Source organism: Sphingomonas sp. Leaf9 (assembly GCF_001421355.1).
Lineage (GTDB): Bacteria > Pseudomonadota > Alphaproteobacteria > Sphingomonadales > Sphingomonadaceae > Sphingomonas.
The window spans coordinates 282,243-301,711 of record NZ_LMKC01000004.1 but is presented as its reverse complement, the minus strand read 5'-3'; the positions used below and the strand labels follow the sequence as shown (position 1 = coordinate 301,711).

17 protein-coding genes are annotated in these 19,469 nt (G+C 63.7%); 10 read left to right on the top strand and 7 right to left on the bottom strand.

What is annotated here, in order from left to right:
- Nucleotides 1-5: 5 nt before the first annotated feature.
- Nucleotides 6-755 (bottom strand): hypothetical protein, encoded by a 750-nt coding sequence (locus ASE58_RS12360; RefSeq protein ID WP_055821731.1) that lies wholly within the window; start codon nt 753-755, stop codon nt 6-8.
- Between the two features lie 692 nt (nt 756-1,447).
- On the opposite strand from ASE58_RS12360, the gene ASE58_RS12355 reads away from it, so the two are divergent.
- The 5 genes from ASE58_RS12355 to ASE58_RS12340 are packed head-to-tail and all read left to right on the top strand — an operon-like array spanning nt 1,448 to nt 5,814.
- Nucleotides 1,448-3,856: a S8 family serine peptidase gene (locus tag ASE58_RS12355; RefSeq protein ID WP_235513611.1), complete on the top strand. Its 2,409-nt coding sequence runs from the start codon at nt 1,448-1,450 to the stop codon at nt 3,854-3,856.
- 29 nt (nt 3,857-3,885) lie between these two features.
- The gene (locus tag ASE58_RS12350; protein ID WP_156347723.1) at nt 3,886-4,545 is read left to right on the top strand and encodes a hypothetical protein; all 660 of its coding nucleotides are present in this window, start codon (nt 3,886-3,888) and stop codon (nt 4,543-4,545) included.
- On the top strand, nt 4,542-4,670 hold the full coding sequence (locus ASE58_RS18450) for a hypothetical protein (protein WP_268795074.1): 129 nt from the start codon (nt 4,542-4,544) through the stop codon (nt 4,668-4,670). Before ASE58_RS12350 ends, ASE58_RS18450 begins: the two co-directional genes overlap by 4 nt.
- 50 nt (nt 4,671-4,720) lie before the next feature.
- The gene (locus ASE58_RS12345; RefSeq protein WP_055821724.1) at nt 4,721-5,371 is read left to right on the top strand and encodes a hypothetical protein; all 651 of its coding nucleotides are present in this window, start codon (nt 4,721-4,723) and stop codon (nt 5,369-5,371) included.
- A gap of 11 nt (nt 5,372-5,382) precedes the next feature.
- Nucleotides 5,383-5,814, top strand: a complete 432-nt coding sequence (locus ASE58_RS12340) for a hypothetical protein (protein WP_055821721.1) — start codon at nt 5,383-5,385, stop codon at nt 5,812-5,814.
- Nucleotides 5,815-5,925: 111 nt separating this feature from the next.
- Here ASE58_RS12340 and ASE58_RS12335 read toward each other — a convergent pair whose 3' ends face one another.
- Together ASE58_RS12335 and ASE58_RS12330 are read right to left on the bottom strand one after the other, a co-directional pair.
- Complete coding sequence (locus ASE58_RS12335) at nt 5,926-8,490, bottom strand: HD domain-containing protein (protein ID WP_055821718.1); 2,565 nt, start codon at nt 8,488-8,490, stop codon at nt 5,926-5,928.
- A 211-nt stretch (nt 8,491-8,701) separates the two neighbouring features.
- Nucleotides 8,702-10,141, bottom strand: coding sequence for a three-Cys-motif partner protein TcmP (locus ASE58_RS12330; protein ID WP_082467998.1), 1,440 nt, complete (start codon nt 10,139-10,141; stop codon nt 8,702-8,704).
- A 120-nt stretch (nt 10,142-10,261) separates the two neighbouring features.
- On the opposite strand from ASE58_RS12330, the gene ASE58_RS12325 reads away from it, so the two are divergent.
- From ASE58_RS12325 to ASE58_RS12305, 5 genes are all read left to right on the top strand, one after another.
- Nucleotides 10,262-10,993 carry a DUF5131 family protein gene (locus ASE58_RS12325; protein WP_055821715.1) on the top strand — a complete coding sequence of 244 codons (732 nt, stop codon included), beginning with the start codon at nt 10,262-10,264 and terminating at the stop codon, nt 10,991-10,993.
- A gap of 177 nt (nt 10,994-11,170) precedes the next feature.
- The gene (locus ASE58_RS12320; protein WP_055822388.1) at nt 11,171-12,379 is read left to right on the top strand and encodes a nucleotidyltransferase domain-containing protein; all 1,209 of its coding nucleotides are present in this window, start codon (nt 11,171-11,173) and stop codon (nt 12,377-12,379) included.
- Complete coding sequence (locus tag ASE58_RS12315; protein ID WP_055821712.1) at nt 12,376-14,106, top strand: ThiF family adenylyltransferase; 1,731 nt, start codon at nt 12,376-12,378, stop codon at nt 14,104-14,106. Before ASE58_RS12320 ends, ASE58_RS12315 begins: the two co-directional genes overlap by 4 nt.
- The gene (locus tag ASE58_RS12310) at nt 14,103-14,579 is read left to right on the top strand and encodes a Mov34/MPN/PAD-1 family protein (protein WP_055821709.1); all 477 of its coding nucleotides are present in this window, start codon (nt 14,103-14,105) and stop codon (nt 14,577-14,579) included. Before ASE58_RS12315 ends, ASE58_RS12310 begins: the two co-directional genes overlap by 4 nt.
- Nucleotides 14,580-14,683: 104 nt before the next feature.
- Nucleotides 14,684-15,727 (top strand): SAVED domain-containing protein, encoded by a 1,044-nt coding sequence (locus tag ASE58_RS12305; RefSeq protein ID WP_200909357.1) that lies wholly within the window; start codon nt 14,684-14,686, stop codon nt 15,725-15,727.
- A 118-nt stretch (nt 15,728-15,845) separates the two neighbouring features.
- On the opposite strand, the gene ASE58_RS12300 is transcribed toward ASE58_RS12305, so the two are convergent.
- The 4 genes from ASE58_RS12300 to ASE58_RS12285 form a co-directional block, all read right to left on the bottom strand.
- Nucleotides 15,846-16,688, bottom strand: coding sequence for a hypothetical protein (locus tag ASE58_RS12300; protein WP_055821704.1), 843 nt, complete (start codon nt 16,686-16,688; stop codon nt 15,846-15,848).
- A gap of 2 nt (nt 16,689-16,690) precedes the next feature.
- Nucleotides 16,691-17,545, bottom strand: coding sequence for a hypothetical protein (locus ASE58_RS12295; RefSeq protein WP_055821701.1), 855 nt, complete (start codon nt 17,543-17,545; stop codon nt 16,691-16,693).
- Nucleotides 17,546-17,575: 30 nt separating this feature from the next.
- Nucleotides 17,576-18,562: a CHC2 zinc finger domain-containing protein gene (locus tag ASE58_RS12290; RefSeq protein ID WP_055821698.1), complete on the bottom strand. Its 987-nt coding sequence runs from the start codon at nt 18,560-18,562 to the stop codon at nt 17,576-17,578.
- 183 nt (nt 18,563-18,745) lie between these two features.
- Nucleotides 18,746-19,414, bottom strand: a complete 669-nt coding sequence (locus ASE58_RS12285; RefSeq protein ID WP_055821695.1) for a hypothetical protein — start codon at nt 19,412-19,414, stop codon at nt 18,746-18,748.
- Between the last annotated feature and the right edge of the window lie 55 nt (nt 19,415-19,469).

Genomic DNA, 19,469 nt, shown 5'->3' with positions numbered 1-19,469 from the left:
CGCGGCTAGTCGCGATCATTCAGATGGATCAGAACGCTGGCCGGGATGCTCCACGTCGCGGCGACCGACGTCGGCAGCAGATCTATGAGTTCCAGCAGATGGTCCAGTCGGGTACGCTTGCGGGTAGGAGTCTTCTGTTCGAGCACCAGGGTTGAGACTGGTACACCGGCGTGGGTCGCCCAATCCTCTATGTTCCTCTGTAGCCTTATTCCGTCCACCGGAGCGCGTGCTGGCAGCCCAAGGACGAACCGCGCCTCGATTTCCCGCCAGCCCTCACCTGGGGGCGGTTCTGCCGCATCGGTGAAACCGATCTTGTCGAGATTGAGAAATCGTCTCCTGCCTTCGAGGGGGCGGATGAACGCGGCCCATACCGCACGATTGAACCGTAAGGACGCGGTGGTCTGCACCGGCTCAGGTAACGGCTGCCTTCCGTGCTGCTCCGCAGCTGCGGGGCTGACGAAATGAATGCCGCCGGCATCCTCGTCGAGTGCGATCAGATCACTGCAGTGGACCTTCACGAAAGTGGCCAGCTTACGGGAGCTCCGTGGTAGGGAAACGAGCTTCTCATCCGCTAGACGGTTGAGATGTTCCTCGAAGGGCGCGCCCACCGCCTTCCTGAACTCCCCTCCGATGAAGGTCAGTCGAACCGGCGCACCCGAACGCGCCTGCGACGCGGCGCCGATGGCGCCCGCGAGATAAGTCCTGATGCTCTCGATGGACGTGAGGGTGTCCGCCAGTTCCGGGCCAGTATTCATCACTTCACTATAGAGCCGTATTCGAGGAATCACAGTCCGCACAGTTCGTCCATTCCAGTGCCCAAGAGGATTTTCCTCGGGAAGGACGGGAGCGGACGACGCGATCACGTCGTCCGAGCACGACCAGGGTCGTCCGACAATGACTCGCTGGACCATGTCGCAGAAACGCGCTTGGCTTATGCAGAGAGGATCAACGAAGGTCGGCGCCTAAGGGCTGAGACCCGTCCGCCTCGCATCCGAAGAGAGGGGTGACACGCATGTCGCCCTAGGGTGACGTACATGTCACCCTTAACAGAACAAAGTCATCGGATCGGGTTGAGTCGGGTTCGCGTACCTCGGCCGTACCGCCTTCGGCTAGATGTGCGCCCGGTTCCATCATCGTGAACGTGAACCTGGTCGGATTCGTTGGTATGGACCGGACGGGAGTTCGTCCCGTTGGGACCCTGCCACATGATCGATAACCCTGCGATCAGCGGGTGATCCATTCCCAGGTGGAGCAGTCATGGTCGTGCATCGACTACGGGAAGAGGGAGGCGCCACGAATACGCGAGGTTGAACGTTTCGCGGATTGATCCTGTTAACACCTTCCGCGTATTGCAGGTCCGTTCGCCAGCAGGCGGACCGGGGCGTGAGAACCCCGATGACAAGTAGCCGTATGCCCGGCCCGAACCAGTTTCGGCCGGGAGGCGGACGTGTATGTCCAGGGCTTCGGCTTAAAGACGTCCGCGCTCGTCTTGTCACGGGTTCTCAACTTCCGGCTCACGGGCCGGCACCGCGCCTCGGCAACAGGGCGGTGCCGCCGGCTGGAGGAGCCGATCGGCACCGACGCGAACGGGGACTCGCGCGTGGGTGAACTCATCGGATGCCGCAGCAGGCGGCTCGCCATCATCAGGAATTCAGCCTCCGTGACCGCGGCCATGCTGCTCGCCGCTTGCGGTGGCGGTGGCGGCGTCAACTCGGCTGGCGGAGCTGCGCCGGCTCCCACCCCATCGGTGACGCCCACTCCGGTGCCCACACCCACACCCACGCCGACCTCGGCTGCGGATACGGCGGAGTACAGGGCGTCGGGTGCAGTGGTCGGCATGAAAGCGGCCTATGCCTATGATCGCGGCATAACCGGCAAGGGAGTGACGATCGCCGTCATCGACACCGGCATCAACGTCGGCGAGGCCGAATTCAAGGGCCGCATCTCGGCCGACAGCACCTCGTTCGACCAGAAGATCGCCCGCTGCGCCACCTGCGACGCTGAGATCGTCCGCTACGACCTGAAGGACAACAACGGTCACGGCAGCGGGACCGCATCGGTCGCCTTGGCGGCCCGTGACGCCAAGGGCATTCAGGGCGTAGCGCCGGAGGCGACCCTGCTCGCGCTCAAGATCGCAGGCCCGGACATGTCGAACGTCAGTCCGACGTCCGGCCCCGTTCCCGAGGGCGGCGGTCCGAACTCGGCGCTGATCGCTCCCGCGATCACCTACGCGGTCGAGAAGGGCGCGTTCGTCATCACCATGAGCCTGAACGGCTTCGCTGGCGGCCAGATTGCCATCGAGCAGCGCAAGGCGATGGATCTGGTGCGGACCAGCGACCGTCTGTTCGTGCAATCCGTCTCGAACGACGTCGGCGTGGACAGCTTCGCGGGTCAGGTCACCGAGAACATGGTCGGCACCGACATGACCAACAAGGACTGGTTCCTGTTCGGCATCCGTGTCGACCGGAACCTGCAGGCCCCCAGCCGCAACGGCACCCCCGGCGCGCTGGCCGATCGCACGCTCGCGGTCGTCGCATCGAACATCGACGTCGTGGACAAGGACGGCTCCATCACGACCGTCACGGGAAACAGCTTCGCGGCACCTGCGATCGCCGGCGCGGCGGCCCTGCTCAAGCAGCACTGGCCGCAGCTCGGCGGCAAAGCCATCAGTCGCATCCTTCTGGACACGGCCACCGATCTCGGAACCCCCGGCGTCGATCAACTCTATGGAGTGGGACTGCTCGACGTCGGGCAGGCGATGCAGGCGCAGGCGCCCGCCGCTTCCTTCGTCGCTGCGCAGACGGCGCTGGCGAAGTTCTCCTCGGTGACCATGTCGGCACCGTTCGGCGGCGCATCCGTGATCGGCCGCAGCGTCGGCGGCATGACCGTGTTCGACCGCTACGGCCGCGACTACCGGATGACGGGGGCGACCCGCGTCCGCACGCGCGGCACCGGGCTGCTGGCCGGCGGCATGCTCGCGCCGATCGACCCGCTGTGGCTGACGTCCGCCTCCACGAGCACCGATGCCCGTCTCGGCTTCACCTCCACCGTTCCCGACTATTGGCGGCAGGCCCGCCCGAACCGGCCGGCCATGCTCTCGTTCTCGCCCGCCCCCGGCCAGTCGGTGACGTTGGGCGCGAACGTCGTCGTCGGCGGTAGCGGCGGCGTCGCCGGATCTCCGCTGCGCGCGGTCGTCGCGGCCCCGGTCGGCATGTCCTCGGCATGGTCCGGCAACGGATGGTCCGCCGGCTTCTCGTCCGGTTCGTCGCGCGACGGACGGGCATCGTTGCGCTCCGCCTCCTTCGCCATGCCGTCCGGTTTCGGCTTCGAACTTTCCGATCTTGCCGAACACGGTCGCGTGCTGGGCATGAGCCAGGACGTCGGTGTTGGACAGCGTGGGGCGAGGACCACCATGGCCTCGCTTACGGTGCGACGCATGGTCGTCGGCATCCCCGTCTCCGCACGCGTCACCGCAGCCACCACCAGAGTGGAGGGCGGATCGGACACGATGCGCTTCACCGGTCCGGTCATCGGCACCGCCTTCGCGGTGGAGGGTACGCACAGGTTGTTCGGCGGCACGGCGACGTTCGGCCTGTCATCGCCGCTCCGCGTCGAGCGCGCCCGCGTCATGATGCTGATGCCTGTATCGTACGATCTTGTCTCCGGCACGCTGACGACCAGGACCGGCACCATCGATCTGACCCCGGACGCGCGGGAGCTGGACCTTGAGTTCGGCTGGTCCCGTGCGCTGTCGCCGAACTCCTCGGTCCGGTTCGGAGTCGCCCATGCCTTCGATGCCGGTCACGTGGCCGGTGCCGTCGACACCGCCGGCTTCGCGACCCTGACCATCCGCTGACCGTACCCGATCGGAAAGGAAAACCACGCATGTCACCGATGAAACACGCTCTTCCACCGCTCACCGGCACGGTGGCGGCCGTGCTCGCGCTGTCCGCCTGCTCGGATACGAAGACGCCGAACGATGCGAACTTCCGCAAGGCGCTGGAACCGGTGGTGAGCGACATCTTCTGCCGCACGATCCCGATCCAGCGCATGAGCCTGAACGACGGCCTGGCGCAGCCCTTTCCGATCATCGTGCCGGTCGCTCCCGTCGAGGGGGCCGAACTGGACGACGCCCGGAGCCGCACGTTGGTCGAGGAGGCCGCACGCGACGGCCTGCTGAAGCGCACTGAAGTTAACGCGCCAGCGAAGCGTGCCGACTTCACCCTGCCGCTGACCCGGCAGGCGCTGATCAGCTACACGCCGACCGACCGGGGCAAGGCGTACTTCCGCCCGATCGAGGCGAAGACGTCGAGCGGCATGCGCGCGTTTCCGGGGGTCTGTGCCGCCAGGGGCGAGATCGTCGACGTGGTTCGCTGGACCGACCCCGCCGATGCCTTGGGCCGCACGGTGTCGCAGGTCACCTTCACCTATCGGGGTCTCGAACCGTTGCCGGGCCTGCCCGAGAGCGTGCGCTCGAAGATCACTCAGCCCGAGGAACGGACCGTCACGCTCATACGAACGAACGCCGGTTGGGACGCGCTGTGACGGCCCTGCAGGCAATGCCGACCGTGGATGCCCCATCATGGTTCGGCAGCGCCCGCGCCTCGGATGCTCGCCACGCCGCCGATGCCGCCGCCATCGTCGGGTTCGTCGCCTCGTCGATGCGCTGAAACGCACCTCTTTCCGACCTTCATCCACCATATTCCGAAAGAACCACGCCATGATCCCCATGATCGCCGTCCTGCTCGCCGCCGCCATGCCGCTGACGCCGGCCGCACCCATCAAGCCGGCAGCCACCGGTATGAGTCCGTTGAGGATGGACGTCGCGGGCGTCCGCCTGGGCATGCCGATCGAACACGCCCGGACCGCGCTCACGGCCGCGAACTACACCTGCAAGCCGTTCGGCAACGAGGCCGACTTCGCCGCTCGCGTCGCCGCCGAAGTCAAGGACCGGACCCGTGCACGCGGTCCCGTTCCCTACACCACCGGCACGATGCAGATCGATTGCACCGGGCCGAACGGCGAAGGGCTGACGATCCACTTCGCTCAGGTGCAGTCGGGCTCCATCGTCGACGACTTCTCGTTGCGCATCGACGGCAGGACGGTGGATCTGCCGGCGCTGCGCAGACAACTGGCGGCCAAATACGGGCGTCCCATGGTGGGCACGGAGCTGCGGGGATCGTGGTGCGACGCGGGCTACCGCTGCGGCGAGAGCATCGTCTTCAGCGAGGGGCCGACCGTCATCATCGACACCTCGGACGCCGTCATGATCAACGCCACTAGGGGCACCCGCGCCGAGAAGGCGGACGATGCCGCCGTCATGGCGACGGCCGACCGGCTGGTGCCGAAGAAGGCTCGCGCGGCGTTCTGAACGGGGAGCAGATGCGTTTGAAGACTCTTCTCATGACGATGGCATGCTTCGCCACGACCGCGACGTCGTCCGCTGCGACCTTGAAGCGGAACGGGCCGCTTCAAGCCACCACCATGCGCGACTGGCGCGCGGCGGGCATGGACGGAACCGGCTGCTACTGGTCGGCCCGAAGGAACGGTCCGGTCCTGTTCGCCGCCAACGGGCGTACGGGCATCACTAGGGTGGCGGGGCGCGTCGTCGTGCTGGAGCCTGCACCCGGCGCCCGAGAGCTCTTCCCCTTCACGTATGATGCTTGGAGGAGCCCCGGGCTGACGATAAGGATTCTGGATACCGCCGTCGTGCGCGCCATGGGCGACGAGACGGTGACCACCGACGCGACCCTGGTCGTCGTTTTGCGGGGACGCATCATCAAGACGAGAGGCTCGATGATCTGCGGGTCATGAACGGCAGAGCTAGCCGGATCCGACGCGTTCCAACGATGTCCGTCCCGCCAGATGCCGTCGCCTGCAGCAACCGCAGGCGACGTCGTTGCAGATTGCCGGCATTTCGGACGTTTATTGCGTTGAAGCATCGACTCGGCAGTAGGAGGTGACGTCACGGCGGATCGTCTCCCCGTTCACACGTCCGACCTCGGCGTTCGCATCCCCCTCGTCCGGCATGTGGCCCCAACTGGCTTTGATCACCATGATGACGAGTGAGATGAGCGTTGCGGGATGTTCGGCTGGAAGTTGTTTCGCAAGGATACGTTGGGCGGAGGCAGAGCCGAAACCGGGGAGCGCGTCGGGGACGAACAGAACATCCTCCGCTTCTTCGAAGTGGTGTGAGAAATCACGCGGATGCACGTCGTCGACGTCCTCATCGTAGCGTATTTGACCCGTGAAGACGTCTATCGTGTCGAGACCCTGAAGAGCGGACGCGAGATCATCCTTCGATAGCCATTTTCCACCGAGGCGGGCCATGGGTAAACCACCGATGTCGCCGCCGCACAGCAGGACCACCATCGCGCCACGAGCCTTGTCCTCCTCGTCGAGCTGTGCTTCCTCGAGGAGTGCGGCCTGTTCGGTCGCCCAGGCCGCCATGGCTTCACCGGAGGCCAGCGGCTCAGCTTCGTTGCGAGCAGCGGTCGTCTCCCGTCCGGTGAGGACGCCGCAGATCACATTCAATTCGGATGCGCGAAGGCCACCGACCGTCAAGCATCCGGCACGTTGACTACCCCAGATCGTCGTTTCGATCATCGCGCGTCCGAAAATCTGTCCGTCCGCCCCGACCACCGGGCGAAGTCGCGATTGGCTTTCCTGTTCTCCGATCTTCTTCGGATCAGCGCCCGCCACTCGGGCGAGAAGGTGGGGTTCGTGCATGGTCAGCCAGTCATCGGCACTGACGACTTGGGTGGGCACTGCATCTTCCACGGTCATCAGCCGTACGGGAACCGCAGGCGCAAGCGCGGCGAGCACGATGCTAAGTGCACGTGCGTCAGACCCCGGCTGGTAGCCCCTCTTGAAGTTTACCAACCCATTCTCTTCTTTAGGATCGCTCTCGAGCAGCACCTCGACGCGGGTGCCGCCATCCGGCAGAAGATCAGGCTGATTGGGATCATAGAGTATCGGGCGGGATCCGAGGCCGTTACGGAATTCAAGGGAGCGGATCGTGTCCGATGCCATGTTGTAGCGCCGCGAGGTGACGCGAACGTGTTGACCCAGCATGAAGACGGAGAAGAATCCGATGCCGTACTTTCCGACGGCGGCGATCCCTCCGGCTTGCAGTCCCGGTAGTTCCTCCGCCGCCATCGGCGATCGCCAGAACGAGTTTCCGAAGTCGATCAAGGGTCCCGTCAGAACCGCTGGCGACATTCCGATGCCGTCGTCCTGAACGACCAGCCAATGCTCGTCCGATCGTCGTTCGATCGATACGGTCACCGTTCCCCAATCAGCTCCACGCCGTTGTAGCTGCCTTCGCGCCAATACGGCGTCGGCCGCGTTCTGGACGAGTTCCCGCAACGCCGCCCGCGGGTTGTCGCCGTAGAGCTTCGAACCACCCAGGCTGGAGACGATCTTGGGAACGTCGGATACACGGACGGTCGAATCCACCGGCGACCAGCCCTCCGTCTCGACATAGCGTGCGAGATCGGTCGGCAGATCGGCTCCCTCCACTCGGTTGGCGAGCAATCGGTCGGACCCTCGCTTCTGGAGCAGCAGATCGACACCTCGGAGCTCTCGGCTGACCATGTTCACCGCGTCGTATGCGAGCCACCACGCTTCCGCGACGGAGACATCGAAGGCAGGTGCTGCCGAATAGACCAGCGCCTTCGCTTCGACGTAGGGGACCGCCATGCGCTCCTGAAAAGCCCAGTGATCGCTGGATACCCCGGCTGGGTTCAGAAGAGCCCGCAGAAAGGCAGGAGCGCGCCGGCGATCGAGATGCATCGCATCGGCGACCCGCAGCAGGCAGGCGATCTTGACGAGGTCTATCCGGTTGCCCGTCCGCCCGCCGAGCGGGCCGAGGTCGTTCGACAGTTCCTCCTCCACGCGGGCGATCGGCCACCAGTGGCTGTGGGCGATGCGCCCGATCTTCGGGCCATAGAAGCGTCTGACCTCCGGATCGTCGATGAGATGTTCGACGTGACCGGTTCCGGTCGACCACGACATCGTTGGCAGCGCCTCGGCTTGGCGCGCATGCAGCTTCCGCAACGCCTCGGCATCGGCGAGTTTCTCAGGGGATGCGGCCAGCCTGCCACCATCCTCGACCGCGAGACGGAGCCGAGCGAATGCGTCCTGCCAAGCGGTCTCACGTCTCAGGCCGACCAGTCCGTCCGGATAGGCGCACAGCGTCATGGCCGCATCGTGAAGAAGCACGGCGCCGCCGAACACGAAGGCTTCCGGTGGATTGAGATCGACCGATCCCTTGGCCACGATGGACGCCATCTCCCACAAGGCATCGAGATGAGTGAGATCGTGGACGGTCATGTCCGGCATATCGGTCGAGATTCTGCCTACCAGCGCCCCCGCCTTGTCGCGCAGACTGCGATAGCGTTCCGCGAAGAAGATCTGCTCGGCGGTGGACGCATCCGATCGCTCCTCGACGAACGCCGTTCTCCAAAGCCAGCTGGATTCGAATGTCACCTGTTAGTCATCCTCGCTATTCATTGCCGTCCAACCATAACCAACTGATTGGACGAATGACTTGGTGAATTGCCAGGCTCTTCTGGCCGGCGGAAGCGAGCACGACTACACATTGCGAGTCCAAAAGGGGCGTCTGCCGCGACCCTAGCTGATCGCGACGCCGATGCGGGTCTTCCTGCCGCCTGAGGCCGACCGACTGTCGAACCCACCTTCAGTGCTTGTCTGCCGGACCGCGCATCCGGGGCATCAGGAACATCGCGGGTTGGGGCGTGAGCGTGAACTCGTCGTGCCATTCGTATGAGGAGGCGCTTACCCGGTCGGTCGGGAGGATCGCACCATCAGCGGTTTTCCGTCGCCCCTGGATGGTGATCTCACCGCTGTCGCGCAGCAGCGCCAAGCGGCTATCCAACATGCTTGTGATAATAGGGGTGTCGTTAGCCTGGCCCGCGAACAGGTCGCGCCTGCTAACGGATCGACCATCCGATCCTAGAGCATGTAGTAATCGAGGTATCTGCTCGAGCAGCCTGTTCTCCGACCGCTGCTTCGCATCATCGTCGAAGACGTACGCGAACTCTCCCTGCCGCACGTCGACGAGCGGATCGTAGCCCAGAGCGTTCAGTGCCGGGCCGCCAAAATGCTCCATCGTGTTCTGTTCTGCCCAGTATACCTTGCCCATCTCCTCGCGGGCGGTGTGGTGCTTCGACAGATGCAGCAGCCAATAGTCACGATGGGATTCCGGGGGATGGATGTAGAACGGCGAATAGAAGTTGGCGCCGGTGTGCGCCTGAATGTGCCGGTACAGGGTGTTCTGGATGAGGCTCTTCCACCCCGGCTTGCCGCGCTCGCGGATCATCTCCTGCACATCGCCACGCGCCAGCTCGATCGCCGCCAGCGCCCGAACGGAGGACTTCTCGTGCATCAGGTTGATGAGGGCATCGACCATGAACGTCAGCACGACTTCGGGATTGGCAAGTTCCTCCATGATCCTCTTGATCGTGACCAGCTTCACCGCGCTCCAGCCGTACTGATCCACGAAGAACAACGAGCGGTGAGAGGTGCCCCGACGTTTGATCCTCTCGATCACGCCGGGAGCGGCGTTCTCGAACGTCGATCTGGTGAGAATGATGTCCTTGCCGATACGATCCCCATACCCTCGCTGCTTCAGCAGCTCTTGCAGGAACGCCAGATGATCCGGGTCCTGATCGATGAAGATGAAGTCGCACTTGATGGTGAAGCCCTTCGCCCGCGCCTCGGCGAGCTTCGCCTGGGCATTATCGACGACCGCGAGCATCCGAAGGGGCGATCCATCTGCCTCGACGCCGTCCAGATTGTACAGGCCGCCGCCGCAGAAGCCGTCGATGATCGTCAACGTCAGGTTGGTCTGCGAATGATGTCGCGTCAGCGTATCGATGTAGCGGCCCAGGTAATGCTCGTAGATGTTGTGCTTGGCGACGCTGTGCTTGCCCAGATCCGGCAACGGGTGGCCCGTACGCCAATGGTATTGGGCATTGCGCCCATCGCCATCGGTCCTGCGTGGTCTTGCGACTTCACCGAGGTCGAGGAAGGGCAGCGACGGCGTTGGCGGTAATGACAACTGGATGTCTCCGACGGCCAAGGACTTAGCCCTGATCCAGAACAGAATGAAAACCATCGGAGCCGCTTTGTCCAGTACCCGCGGATCACCGCACGATCGACCCGCTCGAGCGACTTGCGTGTTGCGTCACGATTCGGCATATGCCATCGTTCGCACAATGTTCTCTGGAGGACCTTTGTGGCGGACGGCAGCGCGATCGAATGGACGGATGCGACCTGGAACCCGGTGACGGGTTGCACGAAGATCACGGCCGGTTGCGACAACTGCTATGCCGCCCGCTTCTCGGAGCGCTTCCGGGGAGTGCCGGGTCACCCCTTCGAAAGCGGCTTCGACCTGACGCTTCGACCCGAGCGGCTTCGCCAGCCGCTATCCTGGCGTCGCGCGCGCATGATCTTCGTCAATTCGATGAGCGACCTCTTCCATAAGGAGGTGCCTCTCGCCTTCGTCGACCAGGTGTTCGACACGATGGAGCAGGCGGACTGGCACGTATTCCAGGTGCTGACAAAGCGCAGCTCTCTGATGCGTGACTATCTCCAGCGGCGGTATTCGGATCGGTCGCCGCCAGCGAACATCTGGTTCGGGGTTTCCGTCGAAGCGGCGGCGGCCAAGTCCAGAATCGAACATCTGCGCCAAGCACCCGCGGCTGTACGATTCCTATCCATAGAGCCATTGATCGCGGAGGTCGGCCCGATGGACCTAACCGGCATCCACTGGGTCATCGCGGGAGGTGAGAGTGGCCCTGGCGCCCGCCCCATGCACATCGACTGGGCTCGCGAGGTCAGGAACGAATGTTCACGGCAGGGCGTCGCGTTCTTCTTCAAGCAATGGGGCGGTCTGCGGCCCAAGACGGGGGGACGCGAGTTGGATGGTAGGGAATGGAACGAGATGCCGCAGCGGAATGCGGCCTGAGAAGCCTCTAGCCACCCGATAGCATTCCTACGAAACTCGGGTTCATCCGGTATGCTTTCCGGCCGATTGACCTAGTCATTCACCTCATGTCGTTGATTATAAATGATGGTTGCAGGGCGTTTGCCGGCGGAGCATAGAACAAAGCAGGAAAATGAATCTGCTTTGGAGAGTCTCATCGTGCCCAACTCATTAACCGCTTCATCCAGACGATACATTGAAGCCTTGGCCGACGAACTCGACATCAGCGACACCCGCTATCGGCAGGCTGAGCAGAGCTACATGTCGCTCGGGCAGTGGCTTAACCGGCCGGATTCGACGATCAGTCGCTATGATCCTGTCGTGTATGTGCAGGGCTCGTTCGGGCTGGGCACGGTCATCCGGCCGCTAAATGAGGCTGAGGAGTACGATGTTGATTCGGTCTGCGAACTGAAGCTCCTGTCGAAGAACCAGAAGACTCAGCAGCAGTTGAAGATGCTGCTCGGATTGGAGATCGAAGCCTACAGGAAGTCGAAGACCATGGTGAAGCCCTTGCATGAGGGAAGGCGCTGTTGGACGCTCAACTACGCGGATGAGGCACAATTCCACATGGATATTGTACCCGCTCTTCCGAACGGCGCTGCTGTTCGGAAGCTCCTCGAGACATACCGGATGGATGCCAAGTGGACCGGAACTGCCATCGCAATCACCGACAACGAGCGGTCCGACTACCGTCAGATTACCGACGACTGGCCGAGATCGAACCCGAAAGGTTATCTCGAATGGTTCAAGTCACGGATAATCGTCGTCCTCAACGAGCGCAAGCGGGTTCTCGCCAAATCGCTTAACGCCAGCGTCGAGAAGATCCCCGACTATAAGGTTCGCACACCGCTTCAGGCTTCGATCATGATCTTGAAGAGGCATCGGGACATTATGTTTGAGAAGGATGCAATCAACTGCTGTCCGATCTCTATCATCATAACCACGTTGGCGGCTCACGCATATGGTGGTCAGGAGGACGTCGGCGATGCTCTGCTGGCCATTCTGACCGGCATGGAGACGTACATCCTGCGTGACCGGAATGGGCGGGCGCTTATTCCAAACCCGACCGATCCGATGGAGAACTTCGCGGACAAGTGGGAGAAGCATCCCGAACGGGAGAGGGCCTTCTTCAAATGGCTTCGTCAGGCTCAGGCTGATTATCTGAAAGTCGCCGGGCTGGAGAGTGGCGCACTGATCACGGAGACGCTTTCACCGCAGATGGGTACGGCATTGGCGAAGCGAGCCGAAACACGCTTTCGTGGTGGGTCGTCTCCGCTTCTGAGAGGGGTTACGGCGGCCGCTGCGAGTTCGTCTCCGTCCTTCGGCTCAGTTCCCAGGGTTCCGAGCAAGCCCAAGGGATTCGCATGATCTGGTGGCTCTCGCAGCCGAGCCGTGCTCGCAGCGAGCGCTTGGCGATCGCCGAGCTGGAGGAGCGGCACGGCTGGCTGCGGGGCGTGAAGTGGGAGGTCAGGCAGGAGGCTCGTCTCGCCGCTGACTTCGAGATCGAACATCTAGGACGGTCGATCGCTATGACGATCACCTTTCCGAGCTTCTTCCCCGACGTACCACCACAGGTGTGTCCGCGGGAGGAGGTCAGGCTGTCCGGTCATCAGTACGGCAGCGGCGGCGAACTGTGTCTGGAATACCGACCGGACAACTGGGATCCGGCCTATACGGGCGCGATGATGATCGAAAGCGCCCATCGGCTGCTAAGCGGTGAAACTCCCTCCGAGGGTGTTACCGCCGTTGTCGATACGGCGCACCGCGTCACGACCGCGCAGGAGGTGCGAAGCGCCAAGTACCGTTTCATGCTTTCTCCGGATGCCCGTATCGGGCTGGAAAGCCTACCCGAGTTCATTTTGGTGTCGTTCGAGATGTCCGAACGCTACGAGGCAGGGCATTGGCTCGCCGTTCCCCGCCGATTCGGCGAGGAGATCGCACCATTGTGGTCATGCGGCCCTGAAACACCGCAGAACCGACGCCGCACCGGCTACGTGGTCAGGCTCCCGGACGAGCTTCAGGACAGAGTCAGGCCGACGTACGATTTCCTCGTAACGCTCGGAAGCGTCGCCAGCTACGAAGCGCTTGCTGGGATCGTCGCTTCCTCGATCGAGGAGAACGTGTTTCTCATCGAGTGCGGCGGCGACATACACGTCATGTCGTTGGCACCAGGGGACGGCAGGCGGTACGTGTATCAGTACCAATTGATCAACCTCCCCGATGCCGAGCGGCGGCTGGCAGCTGGGTACGACCGCTTGGCTCGGGCATCCATAGCCATCGTAGGTTGTGGTTCGGTAGGCTCAAAGATTGCCGCGACGTTGGCCCGTGCCGGCATCGGACGGTTCGTCCTCGTCGACGGTGACATCCTTTATCCCGGAAACTTGGTCCGTAACGACTTGGACTGGGGGGCGGTCGGCCTCAACAAACCGGACGCGGTTTCCCAGCGAATTCACGACATCGGGCCTGCGATCGTTGTAGAGACGAGGCGCGTCCTGCTGGGTGGACAGGAGAGTTCCGCCGCCACTGATGCGGCGCTGGTCGCCATCGGCAAATGCGACGTGATCATCGACGCCACCGCCGATGGGCAAATCTTCAATCTTTGCGGCGCAGTCGCCCGCAATGAGAAGAAGATCATGGTTTGGGGGGAGGTGCTCGCAGGAGGGATCGGCGGACTGGTGATGCGACTGCGCCCCGAAGGTGACCCGGTGCCTCATGCGGCGCGGCGCCAGATCATGGATTGGTGTACGGATCATGGAAGGTCGTTCCCGCACGCCGCCGAGGCCGGGTACGGTTTGGCGCCGGAAGAAGGCTCTCTGCCATTGATAGCCGACGATGCGGCCGTGAGCCTGGTAGCCGCCCACATGGCTCGTTACGCTATAGATTCATTAATGCGCGATGATAGCGCCTTCCCACAATCGGCATACGCCATTGGTTTCGAACGCGAATGGATTTTCGACGGCCCCTTCGACACGTGGCCGATCGCTTTGCGCGAAGAAGGATGCTGGGGCTCCCAGAAGGATGATGACCTGAACGGTGAATTCGCTGCTCTGGCGGCGGAACTGTTTCCCACCGTGCAAGTCGACCACACTCTATGAAGGTGGCGCTGCTCGCGGACGTCCGACAACGGCTGCACAGCTCAGTCCGTGCGGCGGGATGCCTGGAGATCGGAGGGGTCCTGATGGCGGAACAGATCGCACCGGGACACTTCCACATCGTGGATTTCACGGTCGATGGTCGGACGGGCGGTGCCGCGCACTTCGTCCGATCCGTCGATGACCACCGCGCTGCGCTGACGGAGTTCTTCAGTGGGACGGGATCCGACTTCGGACGCTTCAACTATCTCGGGGAGTGGCACTCACATCCGAACCATCCGCCTGTCCCGAGTTTCGAGGACATAACCTCGATGGAGAGCTTGGTTTGCGGCGAACGCGACATCCCCTTCGCGGTGCTACTGATCGTCCAAGCGGCGAGCGCAACGCTTGCCTCCTCCGCGACCCTCTTCGAGAGGGGCAAAAGACCCGTACCTGTGACGATGTGCGACCTGCCATGTAACGGGGAAGGAGAGTAGGAATGTCGAAGACGAGCATACCGCCTAGGATAGCTGCCGCATTGTGGGCGCGGGCGGGCGGTAGGTGCCAGTATCGTGGATGCAACGAGGATCTAGTCGGCGACTTGATCTCGAACAGGAAGAACGCACTGTTCGGTTTCATTGCCCACATCGTCGCTGACAGTCCTGATGGTCCGAGAGGCGACCCCGTCCAATCACCAAAACTGGCGAAGGATCTCGCTAATCTGATGCTGTTGTGCGGCAAGCACCACAAGGTGGTGGATGTGGATGGCGTGGACGACCACCCGGTCGACGTCCTGCTGGCAATGAAGGACGCCCACGAGACCCGGATCGCCATCAACACCGGCATCGCTGAGGAGTACGGTTCCCATGTGCTCCGTTTCGGGGCGACGATCGGGAACCATGAGGCGTTGGTCTCCACTCAGGCGATCTTCTCGGCGATGCCGCCTGACCGCCATCCCGCATCAAGCCAAACCATTGATCTGGAGATGCTGAACCAGGCATTCCGGGATGATGAACCCGAATACTGGGAACTGCAGCGGCGCAATCTTGATCGGCTGTTCGCCGACAAGGTCGGGGGCAGGATCGAACGTCAGGAGATCAGGCATCTCAGCGTCTTCGCGCTTGCGCCCCAACCGCTCCTTATCGAATTGGGTCGTCTCTTGAACGAGATCGTGCCCATCACCGTACACAACCGGCATCGTGAACCCGCCACCTGGAATTGGCAGCGAGATCGTCCACCGCTTGAGTACATCGTGTCACGCCCGCCGAGCGGCGCTGATGGCAAGGTCGCCTTGAAGCTGGCCGTGAGCGCCACGGTCAACGATGAGCGTCTAACGGCCGTACTTGGGGAAAACGCGGCGATCTGGTCGGTCACGATCGCAATACCCGGCAACGATGTCGTGCGTAGGCCTGAGGACCTTGCCGCATTCAGGACGACCCTGCGATCCCTCTATGACGAGATTAAGGCGAGGCACGGCGAAGCGGCCGTCATCAACGTGTTTCCGGCGCTGCCCGCGTCGTTGGCCGTAGAAGCGGGACGCGTCTGGATGCCCAAAGCCGATCTTCCACTGTTAATCCATGATCAGCAACGTGATCGTGGGTTCTTGCCGACCCTGACCATCGGTGTTTCTCAGGAGCGGAATTGACAGCGGAGATGACGATTTCTCGAACGCCAAGTTCAAAGGGATTCACCAAACTCGAACATGATCGTCAGGCCGATGCGACAACATCGTGTCGCATCGGCCCTTAGTCTGGATTGATGACTTATCCGCCGTTCGGCAGGAGACGAGGGTCCGTCGGCACCGCCGAACACGCGTCGACCTTGTACGACGACTGTTGCGAGGACATCACGACAAGCAGGTGACGAGTCAGCGCCGCTCCGCCGCCCCGATAGGCCGTACGCGCCCATTCGTCCCATCGATCGACGTGATCGCACAGCCAGTCGAACAGGTCGTTGCGGATCGCTTCGTTCTCGAACGCGACCGTCCACACGGTACGCGCGATCCGCATGCTCCGCTCCTCGGGGTGACAGACGAGGACGATCATCGGCTTGTCGGCGATCGTGCGTCGGACGAACCGGCTCGGCCATCCGGCGGACACCTCCTCGACCCGCATGCGACGCTCCTCGCCGACCTCGGGGCCGTCGATGGCGTCGTTCAGCGCGGCGACCGAGGTGCGCCCGAGCGGCTGCAACGCGAGGTTCACCGGTCTGGTGGCCTCCAGCATCCGGATGACGGCCATCCCCTCCTCGGACACGTCACCGTGGGCGGGATCGCCGGAACCCTTGTCCGCGATGAACCCGACGCTGTACAGCCATTGGAAGACGAAACGGCCGAAGGGGATGCTCCCTCCGTAGATGTCCGTCGCCTCGCTCTTGCCGAGCCGCCTGTGGAACGCGCGGGCGACGAGGGCGGCATGGATCGTCTCCATGATCGCCTCGGCGATTTCCCGGCTGTGATCGCCCATGCCGAGCCGCCCCCGCCAGAATGCGTCCCTGATCGAGCGGAAGCGATTGCCGTGTGCGTCGACGAACGGGGTGGTGGTGTTGACGTAATCGACCACGAGGTGCTCGCCCCAGATCGGTCCGGCGGTGTTGGTCCTGTCCATGATCAGCCCCTCTCAGCACCGAAGGCGATGCCGACGGGCGGCACGTCGATCGCATGGGGTTCGGGCGCACGCCCCTCCTCGATGGCGCGCAGCTGCATGGCGAGCGACATGCACTGGTGGTACACGTACGCCTCGTCACGGTAGGCCTGTTCCAGCAGCCCCGCCTGAGCATCGGCCATCGATCCGTGTCCGATGCCGTTCGGCCGCGGCACGAGGTCCCCCGCCTTGTCGCAGGAAAAACCGATCCACCAGGCGTCGTCATGGTCTGCCGCTTCGTTGGCGAATACCCGCTGCGTCTGTCCCGCTGGAAGCAGACTCTCGGTGACATGACAGATCGAGACGTGCTCCGGCTCGTGCTTCTGGCATGGAGACGCATAGTCGATCCCGCCGTGCGCATCGACGCCGACCGCCCGGATGGACGACCGATCGAAGCCGAACAGCGGGTGATTGGGGTTGACGCCGACGTAGCCGCACAGGTTCAGCATCAGCGGCGAGCGGCGGATGATGATTCCGTATCCGGTGTCGGCGTCGGTCCAGGCGATCTTGTCCGCCTCCTGCGACCACGGGCCGGCCTCGGTGGGGCGCAATGCCGACACGCGGTACACGGCCTCCGCGACGACGAGCCGCCGCTCGAAGCGGAAGGGCACGTCCCGCTTGACGACCAGCGCGTTCGACGACGTGCCGGTCGTCGTGATCGCCGTGGTGTTCTTCTTCTTACCCATTTCGATGTCCTCGTTGGGCGCACGTCCGAGACGATGCGCGGATGGTCGATTACTCTGGTCTTCGTCGTCGGCGTTCGGCGGATCGCGGGCATGGCCCGGGCGTCCGCCGCGGCCGGGTCCGGCTGCGACGCTCATGTCGTCCTCCTTTGTGATTGGACGGCCTGCTTAGGCGAGGAGCAGCAGCCACTCCTCGTTGAAGTCCTTGCCCGCACGCGGGAACAGCTCGTCGGTCACGATCCCCCGACCGCCCAGCGCCTTGCGCGTCGCGGCCACCGCCGCCCTGCCGGACTCGTCGGCGTCGCCACACACCGTCACATGCCAGATGCCGCGCGGCACCTCGACGTAGGGGAGGTTGGCGTCCCCGAACGCCGCCCAGACCACCGCACCGGGGAACATCCGCCGCAGCGACAACGCATCCTCCACGGCGCTCGCTAGCATGATGCGCGGCGCCACCGGACCCAGCCGCAGTGCTGCACCGCGTACCCGCCCGAGGCTGAGCCGGGGCGATACGCCGCACAGCTTCCTGCCCTCACGGTCCAAATAGGTGCGTTGTATGCCGACGATCCTGCCCTGCGCGTCCTGCGCGGCGGCGATCATCGCCGGATGGCGCGGACCTTCGGCGCCGTCCTCCCGCCAGTAGCGGGGCGTTCTGCCGTAGCGGATGCTGCCGGGCACGGAATGTCCGATGCCGCGGCCCATCAGATACGTCTCGACGAGCGTGCCTTCGCTCGCGGTCGCCCTGCGCCATTCGTCGCGAGCCCGACCACGGTTCACCGCTCTGGTCGCCGCATCCTGCTTCCTGTCGGTTGCCCGCTTTAGCCCCGCATGCTCCGCTCCGACCAGCCTGCGGCAGGCCTCCAGGAAATCCACCTTCTGAATGCGGGACAGCAGGTCGATGGCGTCGCCGTGCCGCGCGCAGCCGAAGCAGTGGTACACGCCCTTGTCGTCGTTGACGAAGAAGCTGGGCCGCTCCTCCTGATGGAAGGGACACAGTCCCCGCATCTCGCTGCCGACACGCTTGAGGTCGGTAGCCTCCGCCGCGATCTCCGCGATCGACACCTCCGCCTTCAGCCTGGCGGTGTCGACCGACCCGTCCGCCCTGACGTAGCGTGCCGGCAGACCGACGGTCCACGCGTTCGATCCGTTCTTCATGTCATGATCCTTCTAGATCTCACGTCACTCGCGACGCTCTCGGTGGATCGGGGGCCAGATTTTCTTCGGCCCTCCGCTTCCGCCGCTTTCCTCGAAGTTCCTGCCGGCGGGACAGATGGTCCCGCCGCTGATCACTCCGCGACCGGTCGCAGGACCGTGTGGGCGGAGCCTCCGCAGGACGGCTCAGCGCGTACCGCCGCCCCGCTCCGGCGATATGCCGTCTCCGCGAGGCGACCAGGTCCCATTCCTTCTCAATGCATCGACCAGGGCGAATGCGGGCGGCGGCACTATGCCCATGCGGTACGACCACCAGTCCGCAGCGGCGCGCTGTTCACGTAGGTCGTCCGTTTCGCCGAAACCGAGTCCGGCCTGCGCCTGCGCCACGTGCAGCGACACACCGTGATCCACCATGTCGGCGAAGACGCTCTCGCGGATCAGCCTGAACGACCAGTCCAGGTCGAGCGTGCGGCCGTCGACGAAGCCCAGCAGTTCGCGGATGTAGTCGTAGGTGTCCCGATCGTCCTTCATCATGAAGCCGCCGGCATCCACCAGCACGCAACCCGTGCGCCTGCGACCGATGACGAGGTCCAACGCCGACGCCGCCTCGAAACCGAGGGCGATCGGATTCGGAACACCGACCTTGGACACGACGCGAAGGGTGCCGGCGCCCCTGTCGAGATTCTCGATCGGGGTGCCGGCCACGGAGATCGCATCCCACGGGACGATCGCGGCCAGCGTGACCAGCCGGGCCACGGGGTCTTCGCATTCGAGCGAAGCATGGTAGAGGATGCCGATGCTGTCCGGCGACAGCAGGCCGGTGCGACCGGTGACGGGTTCGCGGTAATCGTTCATGAGGGTGGTCCCTTAGGAAGGCGGCGGAGGCTTCGAGCCTCACGCCGCGCATTCT

Bases quoted from the DNA above. Each gene is read 5' to 3' on its own strand.
- ASE58_RS12285 (WP_055821695.1), bottom strand. From the start codon at position 19,414: ATGAACGATTACCGCGAACCCGTCACCGGTCGCACCGGCCTGCTGTCG.
- ASE58_RS12330 (WP_082467998.1), bottom strand. From the start codon at position 10,141: ATGGTTTTCATTCTGTTCTGGATCAGGGCTAAGTCCTTGGCCGTCGGA.
- ASE58_RS12290 (WP_055821698.1), bottom strand. From the start codon at position 18,562: ATGAAGAACGGATCGAACGCGTGGACCGTCGGTCTGCCGGCACGCTAC.
- ASE58_RS12310 (WP_055821709.1), top strand. From the start codon at position 14,103: ATGAAGGTGGCGCTGCTCGCGGACGTCCGACAACGGCTGCACAGCTCA.
- ASE58_RS12360 (WP_055821731.1), bottom strand. From the start codon at position 755: ATGAATACTGGCCCGGAACTGGCGGACACCCTCACGTCCATCGAGAGC.
- ASE58_RS12345 (WP_055821724.1), top strand. From the start codon at position 4,721: ATGATCCCCATGATCGCCGTCCTGCTCGCCGCCGCCATGCCGCTGACG.
- ASE58_RS12295 (WP_055821701.1), bottom strand. From the start codon at position 17,545: ATGAGCGTCGCAGCCGGACCCGGCCGCGGCGGACGCCCGGGCCATGCC.
- ASE58_RS12350 (WP_156347723.1), top strand. From the start codon at position 3,886: ATGTCACCGATGAAACACGCTCTTCCACCGCTCACCGGCACGGTGGCG.
- ASE58_RS12340 (WP_055821721.1), top strand. From the start codon at position 5,383: ATGCGTTTGAAGACTCTTCTCATGACGATGGCATGCTTCGCCACGACC.
- ASE58_RS12300 (WP_055821704.1), bottom strand. From the start codon at position 16,688: ATGGACAGGACCAACACCGCCGGACCGATCTGGGGCGAGCACCTCGTG.
- ASE58_RS12315 (WP_055821712.1), top strand. From the start codon at position 12,376: ATGATCTGGTGGCTCTCGCAGCCGAGCCGTGCTCGCAGCGAGCGCTTG.